General features: G+C 65.3%; 19 protein-coding genes (1 of these 19 running past the window's edge). 12 read left to right on the forward strand and 7 right to left on the reverse strand.

Annotated elements, in window-relative coordinates; genetic code table 11:
• Together ACFB49_RS18430 and ACFB49_RS18435 are read left to right on the forward strand one after the other, a co-directional pair.
• Window positions 1–280 carry the 3' portion of a hypothetical protein gene (locus ACFB49_RS18430; RefSeq protein ID WP_380872755.1) on the forward strand. It extends 17 nt beyond the left edge of the window, so 280 of the gene's 297 nt are visible here — the last part of the coding sequence; the start codon falls outside the window, past its left edge; it ends in the stop codon at window positions 278–280.
• Window positions 277–660 (forward strand): acyl-CoA thioesterase, encoded by a 384-nt coding sequence (locus tag ACFB49_RS18435; RefSeq protein WP_380872757.1) that lies wholly within the window; start codon window positions 277–279, stop codon window positions 658–660. The genes ACFB49_RS18430 and ACFB49_RS18435 overlap by 4 nt, the downstream gene beginning before the upstream one ends.
• Here the strand turns inward: ACFB49_RS18435 and ACFB49_RS18440 are convergent, their stop codons facing one another.
• From ACFB49_RS18440 to ACFB49_RS18455, 4 genes are read right to left on the reverse strand one after another with little or no spacing between them, the layout of a single operon-like run.
• Window positions 661–2208 carry a DUF4139 domain-containing protein gene (locus tag ACFB49_RS18440; RefSeq protein ID WP_380880028.1) on the reverse strand — a complete coding sequence of 516 codons (1548 nt, stop codon included), beginning with the start codon at window positions 2206–2208 and terminating at the stop codon, window positions 661–663. It abuts the gene before it with no gap.
• A 32-nt stretch (window positions 2209–2240) separates the two neighbouring features.
• Window positions 2241–3635 (reverse strand): DUF4139 domain-containing protein, encoded by a 1395-nt coding sequence (locus tag ACFB49_RS18445; protein WP_380872758.1) that lies wholly within the window; start codon window positions 3633–3635, stop codon window positions 2241–2243.
• A 58-nt stretch (window positions 3636–3693) separates the two neighbouring features.
• Window positions 3694–4482, reverse strand: coding sequence for a DODA-type extradiol aromatic ring-opening family dioxygenase (locus ACFB49_RS18450; protein ID WP_380872760.1), 789 nt, complete (start codon window positions 4480–4482; stop codon window positions 3694–3696).
• A 10-nt stretch (window positions 4483–4492) separates the two neighbouring features.
• Complete coding sequence (locus ACFB49_RS18455; protein ID WP_380872762.1) at window positions 4493–5305, reverse strand: enoyl-CoA hydratase-related protein; 813 nt, start codon at window positions 5303–5305, stop codon at window positions 4493–4495.
• A 31-nt stretch (window positions 5306–5336) separates the two neighbouring features.
• Here ACFB49_RS18455 and ACFB49_RS18460 point away from each other — a divergent pair, with 31 nt between their 5' ends.
• The 4 genes from ACFB49_RS18460 to ACFB49_RS18475 all read left to right on the forward strand — a co-directional run bounded on the left by ACFB49_RS18460 (window position 5337) and on the right by ACFB49_RS18475 (window position 9559).
• The gene (locus ACFB49_RS18460) at window positions 5337–5888 is read left to right on the forward strand and encodes a (2Fe-2S)-binding protein (protein WP_380872763.1); all 552 of its coding nucleotides are present in this window, start codon (window positions 5337–5339) and stop codon (window positions 5886–5888) included.
• A gap of 102 nt (window positions 5889–5990) precedes the next feature.
• Window positions 5991–6941: an RcnB family protein gene (locus ACFB49_RS18465; RefSeq protein ID WP_380872765.1), complete on the forward strand. Its 951-nt coding sequence runs from the start codon at window positions 5991–5993 to the stop codon at window positions 6939–6941.
• Between the two features lie 207 nt (window positions 6942–7148).
• Window positions 7149–7622, forward strand: coding sequence for an RcnB family protein (locus ACFB49_RS18470; RefSeq protein ID WP_380872767.1), 474 nt, complete (start codon window positions 7149–7151; stop codon window positions 7620–7622).
• A 101-nt stretch (window positions 7623–7723) separates the two neighbouring features.
• Complete coding sequence (locus tag ACFB49_RS18475) at window positions 7724–9559, forward strand: DUF885 domain-containing protein (protein WP_380872768.1); 1836 nt, start codon at window positions 7724–7726, stop codon at window positions 9557–9559.
• 35 nt (window positions 9560–9594) lie between these two features.
• Here ACFB49_RS18475 and ACFB49_RS18480 read toward each other — a convergent pair whose 3' ends face one another.
• Together ACFB49_RS18480 and ACFB49_RS18485 are read right to left on the reverse strand one after the other, a co-directional pair.
• Window positions 9595–9840, reverse strand: a complete 246-nt coding sequence (locus ACFB49_RS18480; protein ID WP_380872770.1) for a hypothetical protein — start codon at window positions 9838–9840, stop codon at window positions 9595–9597.
• A 123-nt stretch (window positions 9841–9963) separates the two neighbouring features.
• Window positions 9964–10977: a polyprenyl synthetase family protein gene (locus tag ACFB49_RS18485; RefSeq protein WP_380872771.1), complete on the reverse strand. Its 1014-nt coding sequence runs from the start codon at window positions 10975–10977 to the stop codon at window positions 9964–9966.
• A 107-nt stretch (window positions 10978–11084) separates the two neighbouring features.
• Between ACFB49_RS18485 and ACFB49_RS18490 the strand changes: the two genes are divergently transcribed.
• Together ACFB49_RS18490 and ACFB49_RS18495 are read left to right on the forward strand one after the other, a co-directional pair.
• Window positions 11085–11366, forward strand: coding sequence for a chorismate mutase (locus tag ACFB49_RS18490; RefSeq protein ID WP_380872772.1), 282 nt, complete (start codon window positions 11085–11087; stop codon window positions 11364–11366).
• Window positions 11367–11644: 278 nt separating this feature from the next.
• Complete coding sequence (locus tag ACFB49_RS18495; protein ID WP_380872773.1) at window positions 11645–13720, forward strand: putative bifunctional diguanylate cyclase/phosphodiesterase; 2076 nt, start codon at window positions 11645–11647, stop codon at window positions 13718–13720.
• A gap of 9 nt (window positions 13721–13729) precedes the next feature.
• On the opposite strand, the gene ACFB49_RS18500 is transcribed toward ACFB49_RS18495, so the two are convergent.
• Entirely contained in the window at window positions 13730–15517 is a 1788-nt protein-coding gene (locus tag ACFB49_RS18500) for an acyclic terpene utilization AtuA family protein (protein ID WP_380872774.1), read from the reverse strand.
• A gap of 290 nt (window positions 15518–15807) precedes the next feature.
• Here ACFB49_RS18500 and ACFB49_RS18505 point away from each other — a divergent pair, with 290 nt between their 5' ends.
• The 4 genes from ACFB49_RS18505 to ACFB49_RS18520 all read left to right on the forward strand — a co-directional run bounded on the left by ACFB49_RS18505 (window position 15808) and on the right by ACFB49_RS18520 (window position 20542).
• On the forward strand, window positions 15808–16545 hold the full coding sequence (locus ACFB49_RS18505) for a TetR/AcrR family transcriptional regulator (RefSeq protein WP_380872775.1): 738 nt from the start codon (window positions 15808–15810) through the stop codon (window positions 16543–16545).
• Between the two features lie 72 nt (window positions 16546–16617).
• A complete protein-coding gene (locus ACFB49_RS18510; RefSeq protein ID WP_380872776.1) occupies window positions 16618–17745 on the forward strand; it encodes an acyl-CoA dehydrogenase family protein in 1128 nt (375 codons plus the stop codon).
• Window positions 17735–18901, forward strand: a complete 1167-nt coding sequence (locus ACFB49_RS18515) for an acyl-CoA dehydrogenase family protein (protein WP_380872777.1) — start codon at window positions 17735–17737, stop codon at window positions 18899–18901. Before ACFB49_RS18510 ends, ACFB49_RS18515 begins: the two co-directional genes overlap by 11 nt.
• A 9-nt stretch (window positions 18902–18910) precedes the next feature.
• Window positions 18911–20542, forward strand: coding sequence for a class I adenylate-forming enzyme family protein (locus tag ACFB49_RS18520; RefSeq protein ID WP_380872778.1), 1632 nt, complete (start codon window positions 18911–18913; stop codon window positions 20540–20542).
• Window positions 20543–20567 lie beyond the last annotated feature (25 nt).

A 20567-nucleotide genomic window follows, 5' to 3' on the forward strand; every position in this document is an offset into this window, starting at 1 on the left:
CCATAAACCCGTGCTTTCCGATCCCGCCCGCGCCGCCATCGCCTGGAAGCGATACTGGCGGCTGATGCGGTGGATGATCCTCGCCGCGATCGCCGCGGTCGCAGGGGCGCTCTATTATCTGCATGTCGACGGCGGACTGGTGACAGTCCACATGATCATCGCGACGGTGGCGGGCGTCGGCTTCTCCGTCCTGCTCGGCGCGGCGCTGATGCTGCTGGTGTTCATGAGCTCGGGCTCCGGCCATGACGAGGATGCCGGCGGTAAGAGCGATCGGCAATGACCGGGCAGAGTGCGGCGCGGCGCGACCCGATCCTGCGCGTGATGCCGAGCCCCGGCGACATCAATTCCAACGGCCATATCTTCGGCGGCTGGGTGCTGAGCCAGATGGACATCGCCGGCGGCATCGTCGCGCATCGCGAAGCCCAGGGCGCCACGGCGACGGTGGCGATCGATTCCATGGCCTTCATCGCGCCGATCCTGCTGCGCGACGTGATCTCGGTCTATGCCGAGGTCGAGCGGCGCGGCCGCACCTCGCTCGGCATCCGCATCGAGGTGATCGCAACGCGGGATCGCGGCGCGACCGAAGTGAAGGTGACCGAGGGGCTGTTCACTTTCGTCGCGCTCGACGAGAATCATCGTCCGCGGCTCTTGCCGGCCTGATCACTCCTCCTCTTCGCGCCGGACCTTGTAGCGTAGTCTGGCCGTCCCGTTCGCGGGCACTTTGGCGATCCACAATGGTCGCCCGTTCTTCTGCTCCAACCTGGCGCTGGGGCCGACAAGATGGAGCTCGGTGGAGTAGCGTCGCAGCGAGACTTCGACCGTCACCGGGTGCGGATTGGCGTTGGTCAGCTCGATTTCATAACGGCGTTGGCGGCGGCGATCCTCGCCGTCCTCGCCTTCGTCCAACATGCGCTGGGCGAATTGCACCTGGGGCGAGTCGCCAACCCGAAGCTCGACATCCTGACCGACCGCTATGTCATCGAGCGGGGCTTCGCCGATCAGCATGGGCCGGGCCGCAGAAGGCTCGAACATCGCCACCTGGCCCGACGGCAGAGGCAGGCCCAGCCCCCTGCCCGCGACATTCTTCGTGCGCAGCCGGATTTCGGCCGCCTGCGTCTCATTCTCGTCGCCCATGTCAACGATGACAGTGTAAACCCGATCGAAGGCGATCTTGCGCCGGTCCAGAAAGGCGACCTGCTTCATCGCATTGGCCGCGACCGTGACGCGTTCGGGGATGCGATAGAGTTTGAGGTCGCCCAATTCCTCCTGACCCGCCATCATCGCGGCAACCGGCGCTGACATCGCCACTTCCGCCCTGCGCTGCGCGGTGACGACGATATCTTCCCCCATATCATAGAGAGCGGGGGGAGGTGGCGGTGCGGGCGGTGGCGGCGCTTGCAAACCGGAGCTGGTATTGCCCATCGGCCAGCAACTGATCGCCAGCCATGGCTGGCGGAGCATAGGATCGTCGTCAGCCGTCTCGGCACGATTGAGCGTGCCGGCCACCGCTTGCGTCCGCGCGCCGACAAAGCTTTCACCGTTGCCGTTGGCAAGCGTCAGCCACCCGAACAGATCGAGCGTGCGGCCGTCCTGCGCGATCTGCGCCACATAATTGGCCTGCCAGTCGAACTGATCGGCCAAGTAGGAAAGCGTGACGGTGACGGTGCCGCCGCGATCATTATGCGTGCGTACCGCGAGCGTCGGTTTATCGGACAGACCCGCCGGCAGCGAATCATAGCTCAACGCTTCGCTCAGACCCGAGCAGCGGAGCGCCTCGATCCCATCGGCCGTTTCCAGAACCACGCCGTCATCCGGCCCTGTGCGCACCACGGCGTCCATTTCCCGCACCGCGCCGGTCGCACGACTGGTGCGGCGAAGATGGATGCGCCGGCCAAGATGCGCGTCGAGCAGTGCGCCCGGCGCCAGCAGGCGTGCATCGCGGTTCTTTTCGCTGACGCCGCCGGGGAGCCCGCTCACGATCGCGGATTGGGGCAGGATACCGCCGGCCACACCTTCGAACCGGATTTCGGCATCGCCGGGGGGCAGGCTGATCGTGCGGGTTTCGGTGATCAGCGCGAAACCTTCGAGCCAATCGAGGTTCATCGCCTCATCAACCGAGCGATCGGGATTGCGATAGACGGTCACGGACACGGTATCCGGACCGGCCGAAGACACCGCAGCCGCGCCCGCCGGCGCGGCGAGCGACATCAGCAGCAAGGCAAGCCCCGCGCGCACGCGCGTCAGAAGCGCGTTTCGTAGATGGCCGTCAGTTCGGTCTCGCCATTGGCCGGCACTGCCACCTTCCATTGCGTCGCATTGGAAGACAGGCGCTCGCTCTTCTGGCTTTCCTGCTTGATGCGCGTGTCATCCCAGAACCAGTCCAGGCCTTGCTGGACGAGATCGACGGTGACGCTGTCAGGCCGCGCGTTGGTGAGCGTGTAGCGCATGGCTGTCCGCCAATGGCGGTCGCTCAATCGCGTCCGTTCAGTGACGACCACCTTCACCTTGACGTCGAATGCCTCGCCGGTGCGGATCGCCAGCTCCGAGCCCATGGGGGTATGGGGAATCCTGTTCTCGCCGATGAACTGGGGGTCGCCCTTCGCATCCTTCATATAGACGCGGACCGTGCCGGCAGGCAGCTGATCGCCCAGCCCGCCATCCTTGCTACTGGTAAACTTGAGCACCGTCGCCGCGCTCTGCGGGACTTCCATCGTCTGCAGCCAATCGACGCGATATTCATAGCCCTTGCGCGCCGGCGCACCCTGAACATCCAGGAAGCTGACCTGCTTGGTCTGGGCATTGGCGATCGTCGTGCGCTCCTTCAGCGGATAGAGATAGAAATCGCCGAGCCGTTCGCGCGTCCCGCTTTCGGTTCCCGCCCGAACAAGGCTGCGATTGTCCTGCTGGCGCGGATAGCGCTGGCGAACATTCGGATTGCCACTCTGATTGGGATTGCCGGCGACCATCACCACATCGGCATTGTTGAAGCTGGTGCCGGTCGAGTTGTTGAGCGTTACCCAGCCCTGCACGTCGATCTTGCCGGCTGCCTCGTCAAAGCGGGCCACATAATCCGCGTTCCAGCCAAGGCCTGGCGTCAGATAGCTGAGCCGCGCCGGGCGCGCACCCGCGCGGCTGCTTTCCACGCTGATCGACAAAGTGGGCCGCGCGCGGAGATTGTCGGGCACCTTGTCGAAGATCACGCGCACCGGCAGACCGTCATCGCGCAGCACCTCGATGCGGGGCCCGATCTGCAGCACGACGCCGCCATTGACCGCCAGCACCTTCGCCTGCTCGCGCGTTTCGGCGCCGGTGGCCGGATTGGTGCGGACGATAGTGACGACGCGCCCCACCGCTTTCTCCATCAGCTTGCCCGGCGAAAGCAGGTCATAATCGAAATTCTGTTCGACAATGCCGGTATCCGCCGCAGCGAAGCTCACCGTCTCGGGACGGATCCGCGCCGACACGTCTGGAAATTCCTGGCGGCTGCGCCCCGCCGGGATGTCGATCTGCCGCACATCCTGCACCAGCGCGATGTCGTCATTATAGATGGTGACCGCGACATCGCCCTGCGCGCTCTGCGCGAACGCGGGCATGGACGAGAACAGCAACGGCAGCACCGCCGGCAACACGCGCATCGGTATCCCCCCTGAATTTCAGAGGGATAGTGCCGTGGGTCCGCCTGCTTGGGAAGCCCTAACCGAAGCGGTAGCCCGAAACCTTCCAGCCGAGCACATGATCGCCGAAGATATGCTCGCCCGGATCGTCGCCGGCTGCACCGGCCGCCACCATCAACGGAATCAGATGCTCCTCGCGCGGGTGCGCGAAGCGGGCGTGGGGCATGCTTTCCCATGCCGTCAGCCGATCGGCCCGCCGGGTTGGATCGGGATCGACCACCGCCTGGGTGAGTGCGGCATCGAAGATGTCGGCGGGGGCGGTCGCGTCGCCGTTGCGGACGCGCATGTTGTGGAAGCTCATCCCCGAACCGATGATCAGCACGCCTTCATCCCGCAATGGCGCAAGCGCGCGGCCCGCGGCGATGTGGGCAGCGGGATCCATATCGCGGCGCAGCGACAATTGGGCCGTCGGAATGTCCGCGCCCGGCAGCGCCACCTTCATCGGCACGAATACGCCATGATCCCAGCCGCGTTCGGCGTCCGTCGACGTGGCGAAGCCTGCGTCACCCAGGAGAGCGGCGGCGCGATGCGCGACACCCGGCGCGCCGGATGCGTCCCAGCGCAACTGATAGGTATGTTCGGGAAAGCCGTAATAGTCGTAGAGCAGGCCCGGCTTGGCGCCATCCTGCACGGCGAAGCTTTCCTCCTCCCAATGTCCCGAGACGACCAGCAGCGCCTTGGGCCGTTCGGGCAGATCGGCGATGAAACCGCTCAGGAAATTCTCCATCCGGGTCCACATGCCGGCGGGATCATCCATGAAGAAGCAGGGTCCGCCGCCATGGGGGACGAAGAAGGTCGGCTGGCGCATTCTTGCTCGCTCAATCCAGATCGGCGAAGGCCGGCGGGGCGCCGGTTGCCTTTGCCGTTGAGATGGCGTGCATATCGCCATTGGCAAGGGTTGCCGCATTCCACATCGCGACATGGGCCATGCCATCGGCGATGGTGCGGCCACGGCTGTGGTTGAGCGAAGCCTTGGTGCCGGCGGCCGCCATCGGCGACTTGGCGGCGATGGTGGCGGCCAGTTCCAACCCCGCGGCGATGGCGGCATCGCGATCGGCCTCGACGCTGTTGACGAAACCCCAGCGTGCCGCCTCCTCCGCCGGCATCTTGCGACCCGTCAGCGCCAGTTCGCGGGCGATGCCGCCGGGGATAAGGTGGGGCAACCGCTGCAACGTGCCGAGATCGGCGGTGATCGCGACATCGATCTCGGCGACCTGGAACCAGGCGTCCGCGCTCGCCACGCGCAGGTCGCAGGCGCAGACCAGATCGACCCCACCGCCGATGCAGCCGCCATGGATCGCCGCGACGACGGGCGCGCGCGCCTCCTCGACCGCGTTCACCGCGGCTTGCAGCGCCAGGATGTCGCGATGCTGCTTTTCCGACCAGCGGCCGGGATCTTTCGCCGGCGCGAACTGCGCGGCCGCCCAGCCAAGATCGAGCCCGGCAGTGAAGTGCCGCCCCTGCCCCGACAGCAGGATCGCGCGGACGCCGGCATCCGACCCCAGCGACCGGAACGTCTCGCCCAAGGCCGCGAAGAAATCGCCGTCCATCGCGTTGAGCTTGTCAGGGCGGGCCAGTTCGACATGCGCCACCGCGCCATCGCGCCCGACGACAATCCTTTCGCTTCCCATCGCCCGTCTCCTGCGTCTATCCGTCGCGGTCATGACGCGTTTCACGGTCAACGGCCAGCCCGTCCATTATCGCATGGACCCGGAAACCCCCTTGCTGTGGGCGCTGCGCGATGCATCCAATTTGACCGGCACCAAATATGGCTGTGGGGCCGGGCTTTGCGGCGCCTGCACCGTCCATATCGACGGCAATGCCATGCGATCCTGCCAGGTGCCGATCGGCGCGATCGAAGGCAGCTTCGTCACCACCATCGAAGCGTTGTCGCGTGACCGCAGCCATTCGGTGCAGCAGGCCTGGGTGGCCGAAGGCGTGCCGCAATGCGGCTATTGCCAGTCGGGCATGATCATGGCGGTGGCGGCGATGCTCGACAAGAATCCCAACCCCACCGATGCCGAGATCGACGAGACGATCACCAATATCTGCCGGTGCGGCACCTATCCGCGCATCCGCCGGGCGATCCGCCATGCCGCGCGCGTCGCCGCGGGCGGGGAGACGATCGCTGCGGCGCCGCCGCCGGGTATCGAACCCGAGGATGCCGCCCGCGCCATTCCCGCACTGGCGCCGCCGAAACCCAAGCAGCCCTAGCTTTCGCGCGGCTGACAAAGGGGTTCAGCCACCGCTCAGTGGACTTGCCCTACGCCTTGGCTCAAGGTGGCGATACCGCCGCCAGAGCGAGGAGTGTTGAGGATGACGGGCAGAAACTGGACTGCCTTGCTGTTGATGGCAGGCGTCGCGGCCATGCCGGTCGCAGCTCAGGCGCAAGCCTGGCAGAATGGCGGTCGCGGGCAAACGAATGCCCAACGCGGTTATGATGGCGGCCAGCACCGGGTTGGGTCTCCGGATCGGCCGACGCCAAACAATGCCGCGCAGCGCGGTCAGGCACGCCAGCCGTCAGTGGCGCAAGGTGGCAATGCCAATGCGCAGCGACCCGCGCAGGCGGGCGCGCGCCCGACGATCCCGAACCGACCGAATGGCAATGCGTCCAATGGAAACAGCTGGCGCAGCGGCGATCGTCAGCGGGTGGACGCCGAACGGGGTCGTCGCGATCTGGAACGAGCCCGCGCGCAGACCGGGCAGCAACGGATGGGCACGGATCGCCGTAATTCCGACAGTCGCTGGAATGACCGGGACGGCAACGGCCGTGGGCGCGGCGAAAGCTGGTCAGGCAATAGCGGCGTCAACAATCATTGGAACGACCGCCGACCCAGTGATGGCCGATGGAACGGCAACCGCCAGGGTGACAACCGCTGGGGCGATAATCACTGGAACAACGGGCGCTGGGACAATCAGCGCTGGAACGACGATCGGTGGAACCAGGGCGGCCGTAATCGCTGGGATCGCGATTGGCGTCACGACAATCGCTATGACTGGCAGCGCTACCGTTATTCCAACCGCCAGATCTATCGGGCGCCGCGTTATTATGCGCCTTATGGCCATCAATATCGGCGGTGGAATTACGGATATCAGCTGCCGGCTTATTATTATGTTCGCGACTATTGGATCGACGATCCCTGGCATTATCGCTTGCCGCCCGTCTACGGCCCCTATCAGTGGGTCCGCTATTATGACGACGCGCTGCTGGTCGACATCGGTTCGGGTCTGATCCAGGACATCATCTATTCCTTCTTCTGGCGCTGACGGCCAGCGGGAGGAAACGGAGGGCTCGGGGCGGAAATGCGCCTTGAGCCCTTAGTTTTGACATCATGTTACACCTTTGAAAAATCGCGCCCTTTCATGGCCTTGATGCTGTCGGGCGGCTGACGATCACATTCGTCATGCGTTCAAGCGAATCATGCGAACCCGTTCGTGAGCCGGCCGTCATGCCGGCCGACGAAAGGAAGAATGATGCGTAAACTGATCCTCACGGCCCTGATCGCCGCCACCGCCTTCCCCGTGGCCGCCTCCGCGCAGACCAACGAATTGCGCCGCGACCGCCAGGACATCCGGCAGGAGCAGCGCGACGTGCGCCAGGCCCAGCGCTATGGCAGCCGCGACGACGTCCGCGATCAGCGCAAGGACGTGAAGCAAGCCCGCCAGGAATATCGCGAGGACTGGCGCGATTATCGTCGTGATCATCGCGAGGTCTACAAGCGCCCGGCTTATCGCGGTCCGCGCGGCTATGCGTATCGGCCGATGTCCGTCGGCGCGCGGCTTGCCCCGGCTTATTATGGCTCGCGCTATGTGATCAGTGACCCGTATCGCTATCGCCTGCCGGCCCCCGCCGCTTATGCCCGCTGGGTGCGTTACGGCAATGACGTGCTGCTGGTGAATGCGCGCACGGGCCGGGTGATCGAGGCCCATCGCGCCTTCTTCTGGTAAGACGCGAGAAAGCGACCGGGAAGCAGCGTCTTCCCGGTCGCTTGCGGCAAGTGTGTTGCCCTCCTAGAACGCACGGCATTCCTCCGCTGATGGAGTCCTTCATGCCGTCTCGTCATATTCTTCTCGCCTCCGTCGCCCTCGCGCTCGTTGCCGCCGCGCCAACCGCAGCCACGGCCCAGGCCGCTACGCCGGCCGCCACCCAATCCGCGCACGACCAGTTGCACCGCCTGTTCGACGAAAGCGACGAGGCCAACCTCAAACGCAATCCGATCAACGCGATCTTTCGCGGTGACCTGCGTTATGCCGACCATCTCGGCGATTACACGACCGACGCCTATTTCAACGCCGAGCGCGCGGCCAGCGAGGATGATCTGAAGCGGCTCCACGGCATCGACCGCGGCAAGCTCGATGCCACCGACCAGATCGCTTATGACGTGTTCGAATGGCAGACCAAGCTGTCGCTGAAGAATCTGACGCCGGAAATGCTGGCACTGACGGCGGTACGCCCCCTCGACCATTTCACCGGCTTCCACACCTTCTACCCCGGCTTCGCTTCCGGCGAAGGCGCAGCGCCCTTCAAGACGCTTGCCGACTATGAGAACAATCTGAAGCGCCATAAGGAATATGTGGTGCTGCTCGACCGGTCGATCGAACGCTTCCGCCAGGGCATGAAATCCGGCGTCGTCCAGTCAAAGATGACGGTCAACAACATGATCGGCCAGCTCGACAATCTCATCAATCAGGGCGTCGAAGGATCGACCTTCTACGGGCCGGTGAACAAGTTTCCCGCCGGCATCCCGGCCGCCGACCAGGCGCGACTGAAGACGGCCTACGCCGCCGCCATTCGCGACGAACTGATCCCCGCGCATATCCGGCTGCGCGATTTCCTGAAGAACGAATATCTGCCCGTCGCGCGCGACAATGTCGGTATCAGCAGCATGAAGGGCGGCGAGACCGTCTATCGCGCGGCGATCGAACAGCTGACGACGCTGCCGCTGACCCCGGATTATGTGCATAATCTGGGCCTGTCCGAAGTGGCGCGGATCAAGCACGAGATGGAAGCGATCAAGACGCAGGTCGGCTTCAAGGGCACGCTCGCGGAATTCTTCGACTATCTGCGTACCGATCCGAAGTTCAAGCCGAAGACCAAACAGGAATTGGTCGACGGTTATTATGCGATCGGCAAAAAGGTTGACGCGCGGATCGGCGAGCAATTCTCCACCATCCCCAAGACGCCGCTGGAAATCCGCTATTATGAGGCGTGGCGCGAAAAGACGCAGGCCGGCGGTTCCTATGAGAGCGGGATGTACGATCCCAAGGACCCGTCGAAGAATCGGCCGGGCATCTTCTATTTCAACACCTACGACCTGCCGTCGCGGACGACGCCCGGCATGGAGACGCTCTACCTGCACGAGGGTGCTCCGGGGCACCATTTCCAGATCAGCCTGGCGCAGGAGAATGACCGCCTGCCCGCCTTCATGCGCTATGGCGGCAACACCGCTTATGCCGAGGGCTGGGGCCTCTATGCCGAGACGCTGTGGAAGGAACTCGGCATGGAAACCGATCCCTATCAGCGGCTCGGCGGGCTGGACGACGAAATGCTGCGCGCGATGCGGCTGGTGGTCGATAGCGGCATCCATTCCAAGGGTTGGACCCGCGAGCAGGGAATCAAATATATGCTCGACAATTCAAAAATGGGCGAGACCGACGCCACCGCCGAGGTCGAGCGCTATATCGCTTGGCCTGGACAGGCGCTGGCCTACAAGGTCGGCCAGCTCACCATGTCGCGGCTGAAGGCCAAGGCGCAGAAGGAATTGGGCGCGAAGTTCGATCCGCGTGAATTCCACGCCCAGATCCTGATGACGGGCGCGCTGCCGATGACGGTGCTCGAAAAGAAGATCGACGACTGGATAGCCGTCACCAAGGCGAAGGGCTGACCTGCTCTCCCCTTCTCCCGAGAGGGGGGAGGGGATCAGATCGCCGGCGCACCGTCCTCGTCGTAGAGGTAGAGATCGACGGGCCAGACCTGGCCGCCGGCCCAGCGAAAAGCTTCGGCAACACTCACCGCGTCGCGCGTTTCGGGAAGCGCCTGAGTGTCGCAGGCGACGGCATAGGCCGGAACGTCGGAGATCGCATGGTCCACGGCAGGAGCCAGCACCGCGCGGACCTTCCGCCAGCGGTCGGGGCGATCCCGTAAGTCGATAACATTCTGTAACAACGCAACTTTCCCGCGACCTTCGGGGCCTGCACCTAGGCGCAAGCGGGCAACACGAAGGCCGCTTTTCTACGAACGACATAGCGGCGACGACGAACGACGAGTGCGTTTGCCGCTACGGCAACCTCAATAAGCGCGGGCGACCGCGAACTCGACCGCCTCGATCAGCGCCGCCTTCGCCTTGCCCCCGCCGATGCCGCCTAGCGCGTCGATGGCGCGCTGGCCGTAATGGCGGGCGCGGGCGAGCGTATCGTCCAACGCACCCGTCTGCCGCAGCAGTCCGGTGGCATAGGCCAGATCCTCGTCGGTGATCTTGTGACCGAGGATCGCATCGCGCCAGAAGCGCTTGTCCTCGTCCGAACCGCGAGCATGAGCGAGAATGACCGGCAGGGTCACCTTGCCGTCGCGGAAATCGTCGCCCGTGTCCTTCCCCATGGTCGCGCCATCGGAGAGATAGTCGATCGCGTCGTCGACGAGCTGGAAGGCGATACCGAGATTGCGGCCATAGGCGTCGAGCGCGAGTTCCACGCTCTCATCGCGTTCGGCCACAACCGCGGCGATGCGGCACGCGGCAGCGAACAAGGCAGCCGTCTTGGCGCCGATGATGTCGAGATAGCGCTCCTCGGTCGTATCGATGCGGCGCTGGGCGGTGAGCTGGTTCACCTCGCCCTCCGCAATGACGGCCGACGCGTTGGAGAGGATGCGCAGCACGCGCAGGCTGCCATCCTCCACCATCAGTTCGAACGAGCGGCTGAACAGGAAATCACCGACGAGCACGCTGGCGGGGTTGCCCCAGATCACATTGGCGGTGCGCTTGCCGCGGCGCAGGCCGGAGCCATCGACGACATCGTCATGCAGCAAGGTCGCGGTATGAATGAACTCCACAGAGGCGGCGAGCTTATGGTGCCGCGCGCCGCCATATTCGAGCAGCCGGGCGCAGGCCAGCGTCAGCATCGGCCGCATCCGCTTGCCGCCGCCGGCGATCAGGTGGCCGGCAAGCTCCGGGATCAACGGCACATCGCTCTGCATGCGCTCGAGGATCACCGAATTGACCTGGTTCATGTCGGCGGCGACGAGCGCCATCATCGGCTCAAGCGAGGGCGCGGCCGAGCGGTGCAGCGGGGTGACGGTTGCGGTCATGACAGGGGCGCCATGGCCCGCGCAGGCCGCAAAGGCAAGCGCGCGGGCTTGCGCGCGGCCAAGAACCTCCACAAAAGGGCCGGAAATGCCAGCCTGAAGGGAAGCAGATGACCGACGACGTGTTGAAGCGGTATCGCGAAAGCATCGACAATATCGATGCCGCGCTCGTCTTCATACTGGCGGAACGGTTCAAGGTGACGCAGGCGGTGGGCCGCTACAAGGCCGAAGCCGGCCTGCCGCCGGCCGATCCGGGCCGCGAATCGGCGCAGATCGAGCGGCTGCGCGAGCTCGCCCGATCGGCGAACCTGGACCCCGATTTTTCCGAGAAATTCCTGCGCTTCATCATCAATGAGGTGATCCGCCATCATGTGAAGGCCCGCAACGACTGAGCGACGCGGGCCGGGCGAAGTTGAGGAAGTTGAGGATTGCCATCGGCGCGGTCGAGGTCGCTCCAGACGCATGACGGCAAGCCGCGACCGGCGAGGCGAGAACTGGTGATACGCATCAGCACGATATAGCTGCGCACCCGTGTGTAGGACAGTTCGCCTCCGAAACGTCATTCCAATCAGCGGTTTACGGGGTAGTAACCCATTGACCTTACATGCCTGCAAGTAGCGGGCAACCTATGGCCCGCGCGTACCCGTAGCTCCATCCGCGTGGAAACCCGATGATAGACGTCGCCCTTTGCATCGCCATCGAGCATGATCCCTGGCTGGTGGGGCTTGCCGTCATCATCTGCTGTACCGGCGCCTTCGCCATCGTCCAGATGTTCGAGCGGGTTCGCAACACGCTGGGCATCCAGCGCTTCGGCTGGTCTTTCCTGACATCGGTGGCAGCCGGCGCGACGATCTGGTGTACCCATTTCGTGGCGATGCTGGCCTTCAAGTCCAAGGTGCCGGTCGATCTCGATCCTGTGCTGACGATCGCCTCGCTGATCGTCGCCGTGCTGGGCACCAATGCCGGCATCTTCCTGGCGGCGATGCGCAGCCATCGGATGCTGCCGGCGGCGGGCGGCATGGTCTTCGGCGGCGCCATATCCGTCATGCACTATGTCGGCATGGCGGCCTATCGGGTCGACGGCATCATCCATTGGCGCTGGCCGTTCGTCATCGCATCGCTGCTGTGTGCGTCGCTGCTGGCAGGCGGCGCCTTCACCGCGCTCTGCGCCGAAAGGACCAGCCGCTTCCGGCTGGGCACCGGCATAGCGCTGATCGTCACCGCCATTGCCGGCCTGCACTTCACCGGCATGACCGCGTTCCGCGTTACGCCGCTGGCGCTGAGCGCGACGCCGCTCGACCCCAGCGAGATGAACGCGCTCGCCATGGCGACGGCGATGGTGGGCTTCGTGGTAATCGGCGCGGGCGTGCTGGCGGCCCTGATCGACCGTCATACGCGATCGGACGCGATGCAGCGGCTTCACCACATGGCGATGAACGACGCGCTGACCGGCCTGCCCAACCGGCTGAGCTTCCAGCAGACGCTGCGCCGCCAGCTGGCGACCGCACGCGCCACCGGGGGCCGCTTCGCATTGGTCGCCATCGATCTCGACCGCTTCAAAGAAATCAACGACGTTCACGGCCACAAGGCCGGCGACGACGTACTGACGCTGCTTGCCGCCCGGATGCGGGAGGAGCTTTCCGACGAGGATGCGGTTGCGCGCCTGGGCGGTGACGAGTTCATGGCGATCTGCAGTTACACCGACCGCGCCGAACTGCTGGCGCGGGTCGAGCGGCTCGACCGGGCACTGAAGGCGCCGCTGCCGATCGGCACCTTCGAAGCCCGCGTCGGCGCGAGCATCGGAATAGCCCTCTACCCGCGCGACGCCGTCGATGCCGAGACGCTGACCAACAATGCCGATCTTGCCATGTATCGCGGCAAGAGCGAGCGGGCGTCGGGGCCTTGTTTCTATAATCCGGAGCTGGACGAGGCGATCCGCGATCGCCGCGATCTTGCAAGTGACCTACGCCTCGCGATCCAGTCGGGCGGGCTTCATGTCCATTATCAGTTGCAGGCGTCGGTCTCGACCGGCGAGGTGACGGGCTATGAGGCGCTGGTGCGCTGGGATCATCCCAAGCGCGGGCCGATTCCGCCGTCGGTGTTCATCCCGATCGCCGAGGAGAATGCGCTGATCCTGCAGCTCGGCGAATGGGTGCTGCGCCGCGCGTGCATGGATGCGATGGGCTGGGACCATGAGTCCAAGGTCGCGGTGAATGTCTCGCCGGTGCAGCTCGCCCATCCGGAACTGCCGCAGCTATTCCATCAGATCATGCTGGAAACCGGCCTGCCGCCGCGTCGCCTGGAAATCGAACTCACCGAAAGCGCGATCATGGCCGATCGCGAGCGCGCGCTGCATGTGTTGCGCCAGATCAAGGCCTTGGGCGTCGGCGTCGCGCTGGACGATTTCGGCACCGGCTATTCCTCGCTCGAGACGCTGCGCGCTTTCTCGTTCGACAAGATCAAGCTCGACCGGCTGTTCGTCGCCGAGCTCGAGAATAATCCGCAGGCGACCGCGATCATCCGCGCCGTGCTGGCGCTGGGCAAGAGCCTGTCGATCCCGGTGCTCGCCGAAGGCATCGAAACCGACGCGCAGCTCGCCATCCTGCAACGCGAAGGCTGCGACGAGGCGCAGGGCTTCCTGCTCGGCCGGCCGGTGCCGCTGCTGCTGAACGGGGGGACGGACGATAGGCCGGCGGTGGACATTCCCGAGCCACAGGAACAGCCCCGGGCCAGCGACGCCGCCTGACCGTCAGCCCTAGCGCAGTTGCGCCGCGATTGCGGGGTCGACGGGGACGGGGAATTCCATGAGCTGCTGCGCCATCGTCTTGCCGACCGGATCGAGCCGGGGCGAGGCGTTGATGCCGCCGGGCAGCGCGCCGTGCAGCACGAAATTGATCGCCGCGCAGCCGGGGAGATCGTAGCGGTCGACGCGTGGTTCCTTCCCCTCGAAGAGATGGACGAACCAGTCGGCGACCGAGGCTTCGGTGAGGGCGGCGCGGATATAGGGAAGGTAGCGGGCCTCACGCGCGATCACGGCGACGTTGAACAGTTCGCCCTTGTCGCCGCTGCGGCCCCAGGCGAGGGAAATCAGCGGCACGGTTTCGCTGCCATCGGCCGATGCCTCTGGGCCGCCGGGGCGCGCGAGCGATGATAAGGCGAAACCGCCGCGCTTCGATCCTTCCGCCGGCAGCTCGCGGCCGTCGAGGCTGATCTTCGGGGCGACCTGCGCCTTGTCGATCAGGAAGGAGAACAGGCCTGTCGTCGGCATGGCAAAAGCCGCGAGGTTCAGCGTCGTCCCCTGCGACATGGCGGAGATCGCCATATATTGTTCACGCAGGAACAGATCGACCGGCAGCTTGTCGTCATGCTCGACGACCATCTTGGCGATCACCTCGCGCGAAGGGACCGTCCGGGCGCGGGCGCCATATTCGGCCTCGACGCCGATCGGGACATAATGGGTCGCCCGGAAATCGGGGAGGTTGCGATCGCGCAGCATGCGGCGGCCGCGTTCGAACAAGGATTCCGCCTGGCGCTGCGCCTTGGCGGCCGCGTTGATACCGATCACCGGCTGATGGACGACGCCGCGCCAGCCGGTGTCATAGGTGACGCACACCTTGTAGCTGTCGGTGGGGGCATGGCCGGTCGCGCCGGACACGCGGACGCGGTTGGGGCCGACCTGTTCGAGCTTCACGGTCGAGAAATCGCAGGTGACGTCGGGGACATAATAAGCCTGCGGATCGCTGACCTCGTAGAGCATCTGTTCGGCGACGGTGCCGACGCTGACGAGGCCGCCTGTGCCTTCGGGCTTGGTGATAGTGATGCTGCCGTCGGCATGGCATTCGCCGACCGGGAAACCGATATTCGCCCAGTCGGGCACGTCCTGCCAATCGGTGAAGGTGCCGCCCGTCACCTGCGCGCCGCATTCGAGCAGATGGCCGGCGGTGGTGCCGGCGGCAAGCAGATCGAGATCGTCCGGTCCCCAGCCATATTCGTGGATCAAGGCGCCCAGCACCACCGCGCTATCGACGACGCGGCCGGTGATGACGATGTCGGCGCCTTCATCGAGCAATCGCGCGATCGGGAAGCCGCCGAGATAGGCGTTGGCGCTGAGCACCTTGTCCGGGAAGGGCGCGCCCGAGAACATGTCGGCGGGCGCGCGGCCGCGGATCTCGTCGAGCCGTTCGCGTAGATCGTCGCCGGCAACGACGCCGATCTTCGGCGCGAAGCCCGCAGCCTTGGCCTTTGCGGCCAGCGCCGCGGCCAGCGCGTGCGGATTGACGCCGCCGGCATTGGCGATGACGCGAACCTTCTTCGCCAGGATCTCCGCCAGATAGGGGCCGACATGGACGTCGAGGAAGTCCGTGCCGAAGCCGGCTTCGGGGCTGGCCTGCGCGGCCCGGCCCATCATCCCCATCGATCCTTCGGCGAGATAATCGAAGATCAGATAATCGAGCCCCGGAACGGCAAGGAGCTGGGGCACCGACAGCGCGCTATCCATCGCGAAGGCGGATGCCCCACCGATGCGGACGATCTTGTCGGTCAAGGCTCTCTCCTCCTGCTTATCCGTCGCATTCTCTGGTTGCGGACATCGCTTTGCGCAATCGATCCGGCGGATCATGCTGCAAAATCGAAACGAAGCGACTCTTTTGCGTCATCTTGAGCGAAGTGTGAGGGTTTTCGGGACACAAAAGTGAATGTAACGTCACCATCACCATGAAGATATGATGGATGCCCGCGTCGCCATGTTCCGCCCCCAGCCCTTCCCGATGGTCGACAGCCCTGTGCCGACGACGCATGACAAGGCCTGACGGCGGACCATTGGGGAACAGGGCCATGTCGGCACGACAGAACAGGACCAGCGCGACGCGGACGACGAAAATCCCGCGCACATCGCGTGGCGAGGCAGCGCGCGAGCGGATCAAGGAAGCGGCGCGCATCGTCTTCAACCGGGTCGGCTACCGCAAGGCGCGCGTTACCGACATCACTGATGAGGCCGACGTCGCATCGGGCCTGTTCTACCGTTATTTCGTCGACCTGCGGGCGATCGCCGTCGAGCTTTCGAGCGAGATGATCCGCCCGTTCCTCGACATCGAGGCGCAGATGGACCCCGCCGCGCCCGACCGCCTGTTCGAGAAGCTCCGCGTCCATCACGCGATCCAGACCGGCAATTATCTGCGCAATCCGGGGTTGATGCGCGCGTGGGTGCCGCTGTCCGAAGACAGCCCGGAATTTCTGGCCGAGGCGCACGCCGATTATCAGCGCTATCTGGAATTCCTCGTCACCGATCGCTGGCCGGATCGCCAAGAGCCGCGCACGACCGAGCGCGCCCGCGTGCTCATGCTCGGCTATGCGGCGATGGGCGCGGGAGAGATGCCGATGGTCGCTTATGCCAGCTGGCGCACCAAATCGCTGAAGCCGCTGGATCTGGCGGAAGCGGCGTTGGCCGAATGGCTGGCGCTCAACGTCTATCGCATGTTCGCCGGCCGCGACCCCGATCCCGCGCTGATCAAGCATCGCGACATTCTCGCTACCCTGCCCTTCCTGCAGGGGTTGGCGCAACAAAATCCCTAGGAGAGAAGAGATGCCGTTCCCCAACCGTGCCGGCGACAGCGCCGAGCGGATCTTCCAGATCAAGGATCCGGCATGAGCTTCACGTTCAGCGACGAGCAGGTGATGTTGCAGGATGCTGCGGCGCGCCTGGTCGAGGAAGCGGGATCGTCCGCCGCGGTGCGTGCCGCAGGTTCCAGTGCTACCGGATATGACCCGACAGTCTGGAAACAGATGGCCGAAATGGGCTGGAGCGCGATTCTTGTGCCGGAAGCGCAGGATGGGCTTGGCCTAGGGCAGGTCGAATTGTCGATCGTCGCCATGGCGTGCGGCCGGGCCTTGCTGCCGTCGCCGCTGCTGGCGACGTCGGCGGCCACACGCGCGATCCTGCTCGCTGGGACTGCGGCGCAACAGGATCGCTGGCTGCCGACCATCGCCACGGGCGAACGGACGGCAACGGTAGCGCTGACGGGCGCTTTGGGGCGCTACACGCCGGACGATGTCGCCGCGCAGCTGAAGCGCGATGGTGACGGCTATCGATTGAACGGTGCGGCGGGCTTCGTCCTGGATGGCCATGTCGCCGATCTGATCCTGGTCGCGGCGTGGCTGGACGATGCTATCCGCTTCGTCGCGGTTCCGCGCGATGCCGCCGGCCTTACCGCCGAACGCTTGTCGTGGATCGACATCACCCGCGCTATCGCCCAGTTGAGCTTCGACGATGTGGCGATCCCGGCGGACGACCTGCTGCCCGGCGATGCCTTCAACGAAGTGCTGGCTTTTGCCAATGCCACGCTCGCGGCAGAGCAGACGGGCGCGGCTGCCGCCGCGCTCGACCTGACCGTCGATTATGCCAAGCAGCGCGTGCAGTTCGGCCAGCCGATAGGCCAGTTCCAGGCAGTGAAGCATGCGATGGCGGATCTCGCCTTGCAGGTGGAAGCCGCGGCATCGGCCGTCTGGTACGCCGCCGCCGCCGCCGACCAGCGGCCGGAGGAGTTTGCCGAGGCGGCCGCAATCGCGCGGCTGATGGCGAGCGACGCGCTGTCGAAATGCGCGGCCGACATGATCCATTTCCATGGCGGCATCGGCTTCACCTGGGAGCATGACGCGCATCTCTATTTCCGCCGCGCGCGGGCATCGGGCAGCCTGTTCGGCGATCCCGACACGATGGCGAAGATCATTGCCGATGCGATCGGCCTGAACGAGGAGATCGCTTGTGCGGCTTGATTTCACGCCAGAGCAGGAAGCGTTTCGCGGCGAAGTCCGCGAATGGTTCGAGGCAGAGCTTGCCGGCCCGTTCGCGCATGTCCGCGGGCTTGAGGGCACGAGCGAGGGGATCGCCGAACGCTTCGAATGGGAAAAGCATCTCGGCCGATCCGGCTGGAACACACTCGCCTGGCCCAAGGCCTTTGGCGGACGCGAGATCGGCCTGATCGAGCAAGTGATCTTCCATGAGGAATATGCCCGTGCGGGCGCGCCGGGACGGCTGAGCCATGTCGGGCTGGAGCTTGTCGCGCCGACGATCATGGCGTTCGGCAACGACGAGCAGCGCGAACGCTTCCTCGGGCCGACGGCGCGGGTGGAGACGGTGTGGGCGCAGCTCTTTTCCGAGCCCAATGCCGGATCGGACCTCGCCAATGTCCAGACCCGGGCGCGGCTGGAAGGTGATGTCTGGGTGATGGAGGGCCAGAAGATCTGGAGTTCCTTCGCGCAATATTCGCAGTGGGGCATGGCGCTGGTCCGCACCGAGCCCGGCAGCGTCGGCTCCAAGGGGCTTTCGATGCTGCTGATCCCGCTGGACGGCAAGGGCGTCGACATCCGGCCGATCCGCCAGATGACGGGCGGCAGCAGCTTCAACGAAGTGTTCCTTGATGGCGCGGAGACCGCGGCGGACAATATTCTGGGTGCGCCCGGAGACGGCTGGCGCGTGGCGATGGGCACGCTGACCTTCGAGCGCGGCGTTTCCACGCTCGGCCAGCAGATGGGCTTCCGTGCGGAACTGGATCGCGTGATCCGCGTCGCCAAGGCGAACGGGGCAGCGCGGGATGCGGGGATCGCCAAGCGGATCGCGCGGTCGCAGGCTGAACTCAAGGTGATGCGCTACACGGCTTTGCGGATGCTGGGCGGCCAAGGCCTCAGCCTCGCCGGCCTGACCTACAAATTGTTTTACACCAGCTGGCATCAGCGGCTGGGTGAACTGGCGATGGACGTGCTCGGCCCCGCGGGCGAGATCGCGGAAGCCGGAACCGACGCCTATCGCCTGCAAAAGATGTATCTGGAATCGCGTTCCGATTCGATCTGGGCGGGCACCAGCCAGATCCAGCGCAATATCATCGCCGAACGGGGCCTGGGACTGCCCCGCGAAAACAAGCCGGCGAAATGAGGAGAGAGCATGACCGACCCGTTGATGGCCGCGCTCACCGGGCCAGGCGCGCCGCATGAGATAGAGGATGTCGTCGTCCGCGGCGTGCCGATGCGGGGCTTCCGCAACGGGCCGCGGACATTGCCGGAACTCTACGCCGCCGCGCGCGCCCATGGCCCACGCGATTTCGTCGTCTATGGCGAGGAACGGCTGAACTATGACGCCTTCTTCGGCCGTGTCGAAGCGATGGCGGCGATGCTGCGCGACCGGTTGGACGATCCGGCGGGCGCGCATGTCGCGATCACCATGCGCAACCGGCCGGACTGGATGGCAGCCTTCGTCGCGATCACCGCGCTGGGCGGGGTGGCAGTGCTGGTCAACAGCCGCGGCACCGGCCCGGAAATGGCGGCCGCGATCGCCGACACCGAATGCCGGCTGGTGGTCGCCGACGCGCAGCGCGCCGCGGCATTGCGCGAGGCCGGGCTCGATTCAGTGGCTTTGTTCGACGTGGATGCCGGTGCGCTGCCGGAAACCGGTGCGGCGCTCGATCTCGCCATAGTCGATCCCGATAGCGACGCCGTCATCATGTTCACGACGGGCACGTCGGGCCTGCCCAAGGGCGCGCGGCTCACCCATCGCAGCCTGACGCAGGGGATCGCCACCACCATCTTCTCGCGCGCCTTTGTCGGCGCCAAGGCGATGGCGGGGATGGACCCGGAGGTGGTGAAGGCACTGTCCGCGATCCAGCCGACCGTGCTCAACGCCTTTCCATTGTTCCATATTTCCGGCTGCGCGTCCGACTTCCTCAACAATCTGCTGGTCGGCGGCAAGGTCGTCATAATGACCAAATGGAACGGCGCCGAGGCGCTCGACCTGATCGAGCGTGAGCGGGTGACAGCCATTTCCGGGGCGCCCGCCATGCTGTGGGATCTGTTGCGTGCGCATGATGGCAAGCGCGACCTCTCCTCGCTGATGGCGCTGGGCATCGGCGGGCAGGCGCTGCCGCCGACCCTGTTCGCCGATATCCGCGCGATGTTTCCCCGCGCGGGCTTCGGCTGCGGTTTCGGCCAGACGGAAACCGCGGGCACGGTCTGCGCGGCATCGACCACGGATATCCTGTCGCGGCCGGGCACGTCAGGTAGCGTCGTCCCCGTGGCCCAGGTCCGCATCCTCGACGATGAGGGCCACGAGTTGCCGCCAGGCGAGGTGGGCGAGATCGTGATCCGCGCGCCGATGGTCGCCCGCGGCTACTGGAACCGGCCCGAGGAAAGCGAACGCGTGTTCAGGGACGGCTGGGTCGCGACCGGCGATGTCGGCTATCTCGATGCGGAGAACTATCTTTTCGTCGTCGATCGCAAGAAGGACATCATCATTTCCGGCGGCGAGAATATCGCCTGTTCGGAAGTGGAGTTCGCGGCGCTGGCCGAACCGCAGGTGATCGATGCCGCCGCTTATGGCCTGCCCGACGAGCGGATGGGCGAACGGGTGGTGCTGGCGGTGGTGGCGAGGCCGGGCCAGTCGATCGAGCCCGCCGACCTCCGCGCGGCGCTGGCGGCCAAGCTCGCCCAGCACAAGGTGCCGACGGAAATACGGGTGATGGACGCACTGCCGCGCAACCATATGAGCAAGATCGACCGCAAGGCGCTGCGCGCGGCGGGATAAGGGCTCAGGACTGAAAAAAGGGAAG

The organism is Sphingomonas sp. DBB INV C78 (assembly GCF_042693015.1).
Lineage (GTDB): Bacteria > Pseudomonadota > Alphaproteobacteria > Sphingomonadales > Sphingomonadaceae > Sphingomonas_E.

Coding starts and splice junctions, on each gene's coding strand:
- ACFB49_RS18435 (WP_380872757.1), top strand. CDS start 277: ATGACCGGGCAGAGTGCGGCGCGGCGCGACCCGATCCTGCGCGTGATG.
- ACFB49_RS18440 (WP_380880028.1), bottom strand. CDS start 2,208: ATGTCGCTCGCCGCGCCGGCGGGCGCGGCTGCGGTGTCTTCGGCCGGT.
- ACFB49_RS18445 (WP_380872758.1), bottom strand. CDS start 3,635: ATGCGCGTGTTGCCGGCGGTGCTGCCGTTGCTGTTCTCGTCCATGCCC.
- ACFB49_RS18450 (WP_380872760.1), bottom strand. CDS start 4,482: ATGCGCCAGCCGACCTTCTTCGTCCCCCATGGCGGCGGACCCTGCTTC.
- ACFB49_RS18455 (WP_380872762.1), bottom strand. CDS start 5,305: ATGGGAAGCGAAAGGATTGTCGTCGGGCGCGATGGCGCGGTGGCGCAT.
- ACFB49_RS18460 (WP_380872763.1), top strand. CDS start 5,337: ATGACGCGTTTCACGGTCAACGGCCAGCCCGTCCATTATCGCATGGAC.
- ACFB49_RS18465 (WP_380872765.1), top strand. CDS start 5,991: ATGACGGGCAGAAACTGGACTGCCTTGCTGTTGATGGCAGGCGTCGCG.
- ACFB49_RS18470 (WP_380872767.1), top strand. CDS start 7,149: ATGCGTAAACTGATCCTCACGGCCCTGATCGCCGCCACCGCCTTCCCC.
- ACFB49_RS18475 (WP_380872768.1), top strand. CDS start 7,724: ATGCCGTCTCGTCATATTCTTCTCGCCTCCGTCGCCCTCGCGCTCGTT.
- ACFB49_RS18485 (WP_380872771.1), bottom strand. CDS start 10,977: ATGACCGCAACCGTCACCCCGCTGCACCGCTCGGCCGCGCCCTCGCTT.
- ACFB49_RS18490 (WP_380872772.1), top strand. CDS start 11,085: ATGACCGACGACGTGTTGAAGCGGTATCGCGAAAGCATCGACAATATC.
- ACFB49_RS18495 (WP_380872773.1), top strand. CDS start 11,645: ATGATAGACGTCGCCCTTTGCATCGCCATCGAGCATGATCCCTGGCTG.
- ACFB49_RS18505 (WP_380872775.1), top strand. CDS start 15,808: ATGTCGGCACGACAGAACAGGACCAGCGCGACGCGGACGACGAAAATC.
- ACFB49_RS18510 (WP_380872776.1), top strand. CDS start 16,618: ATGAGCTTCACGTTCAGCGACGAGCAGGTGATGTTGCAGGATGCTGCG.
- ACFB49_RS18520 (WP_380872778.1), top strand. CDS start 18,911: ATGACCGACCCGTTGATGGCCGCGCTCACCGGGCCAGGCGCGCCGCAT.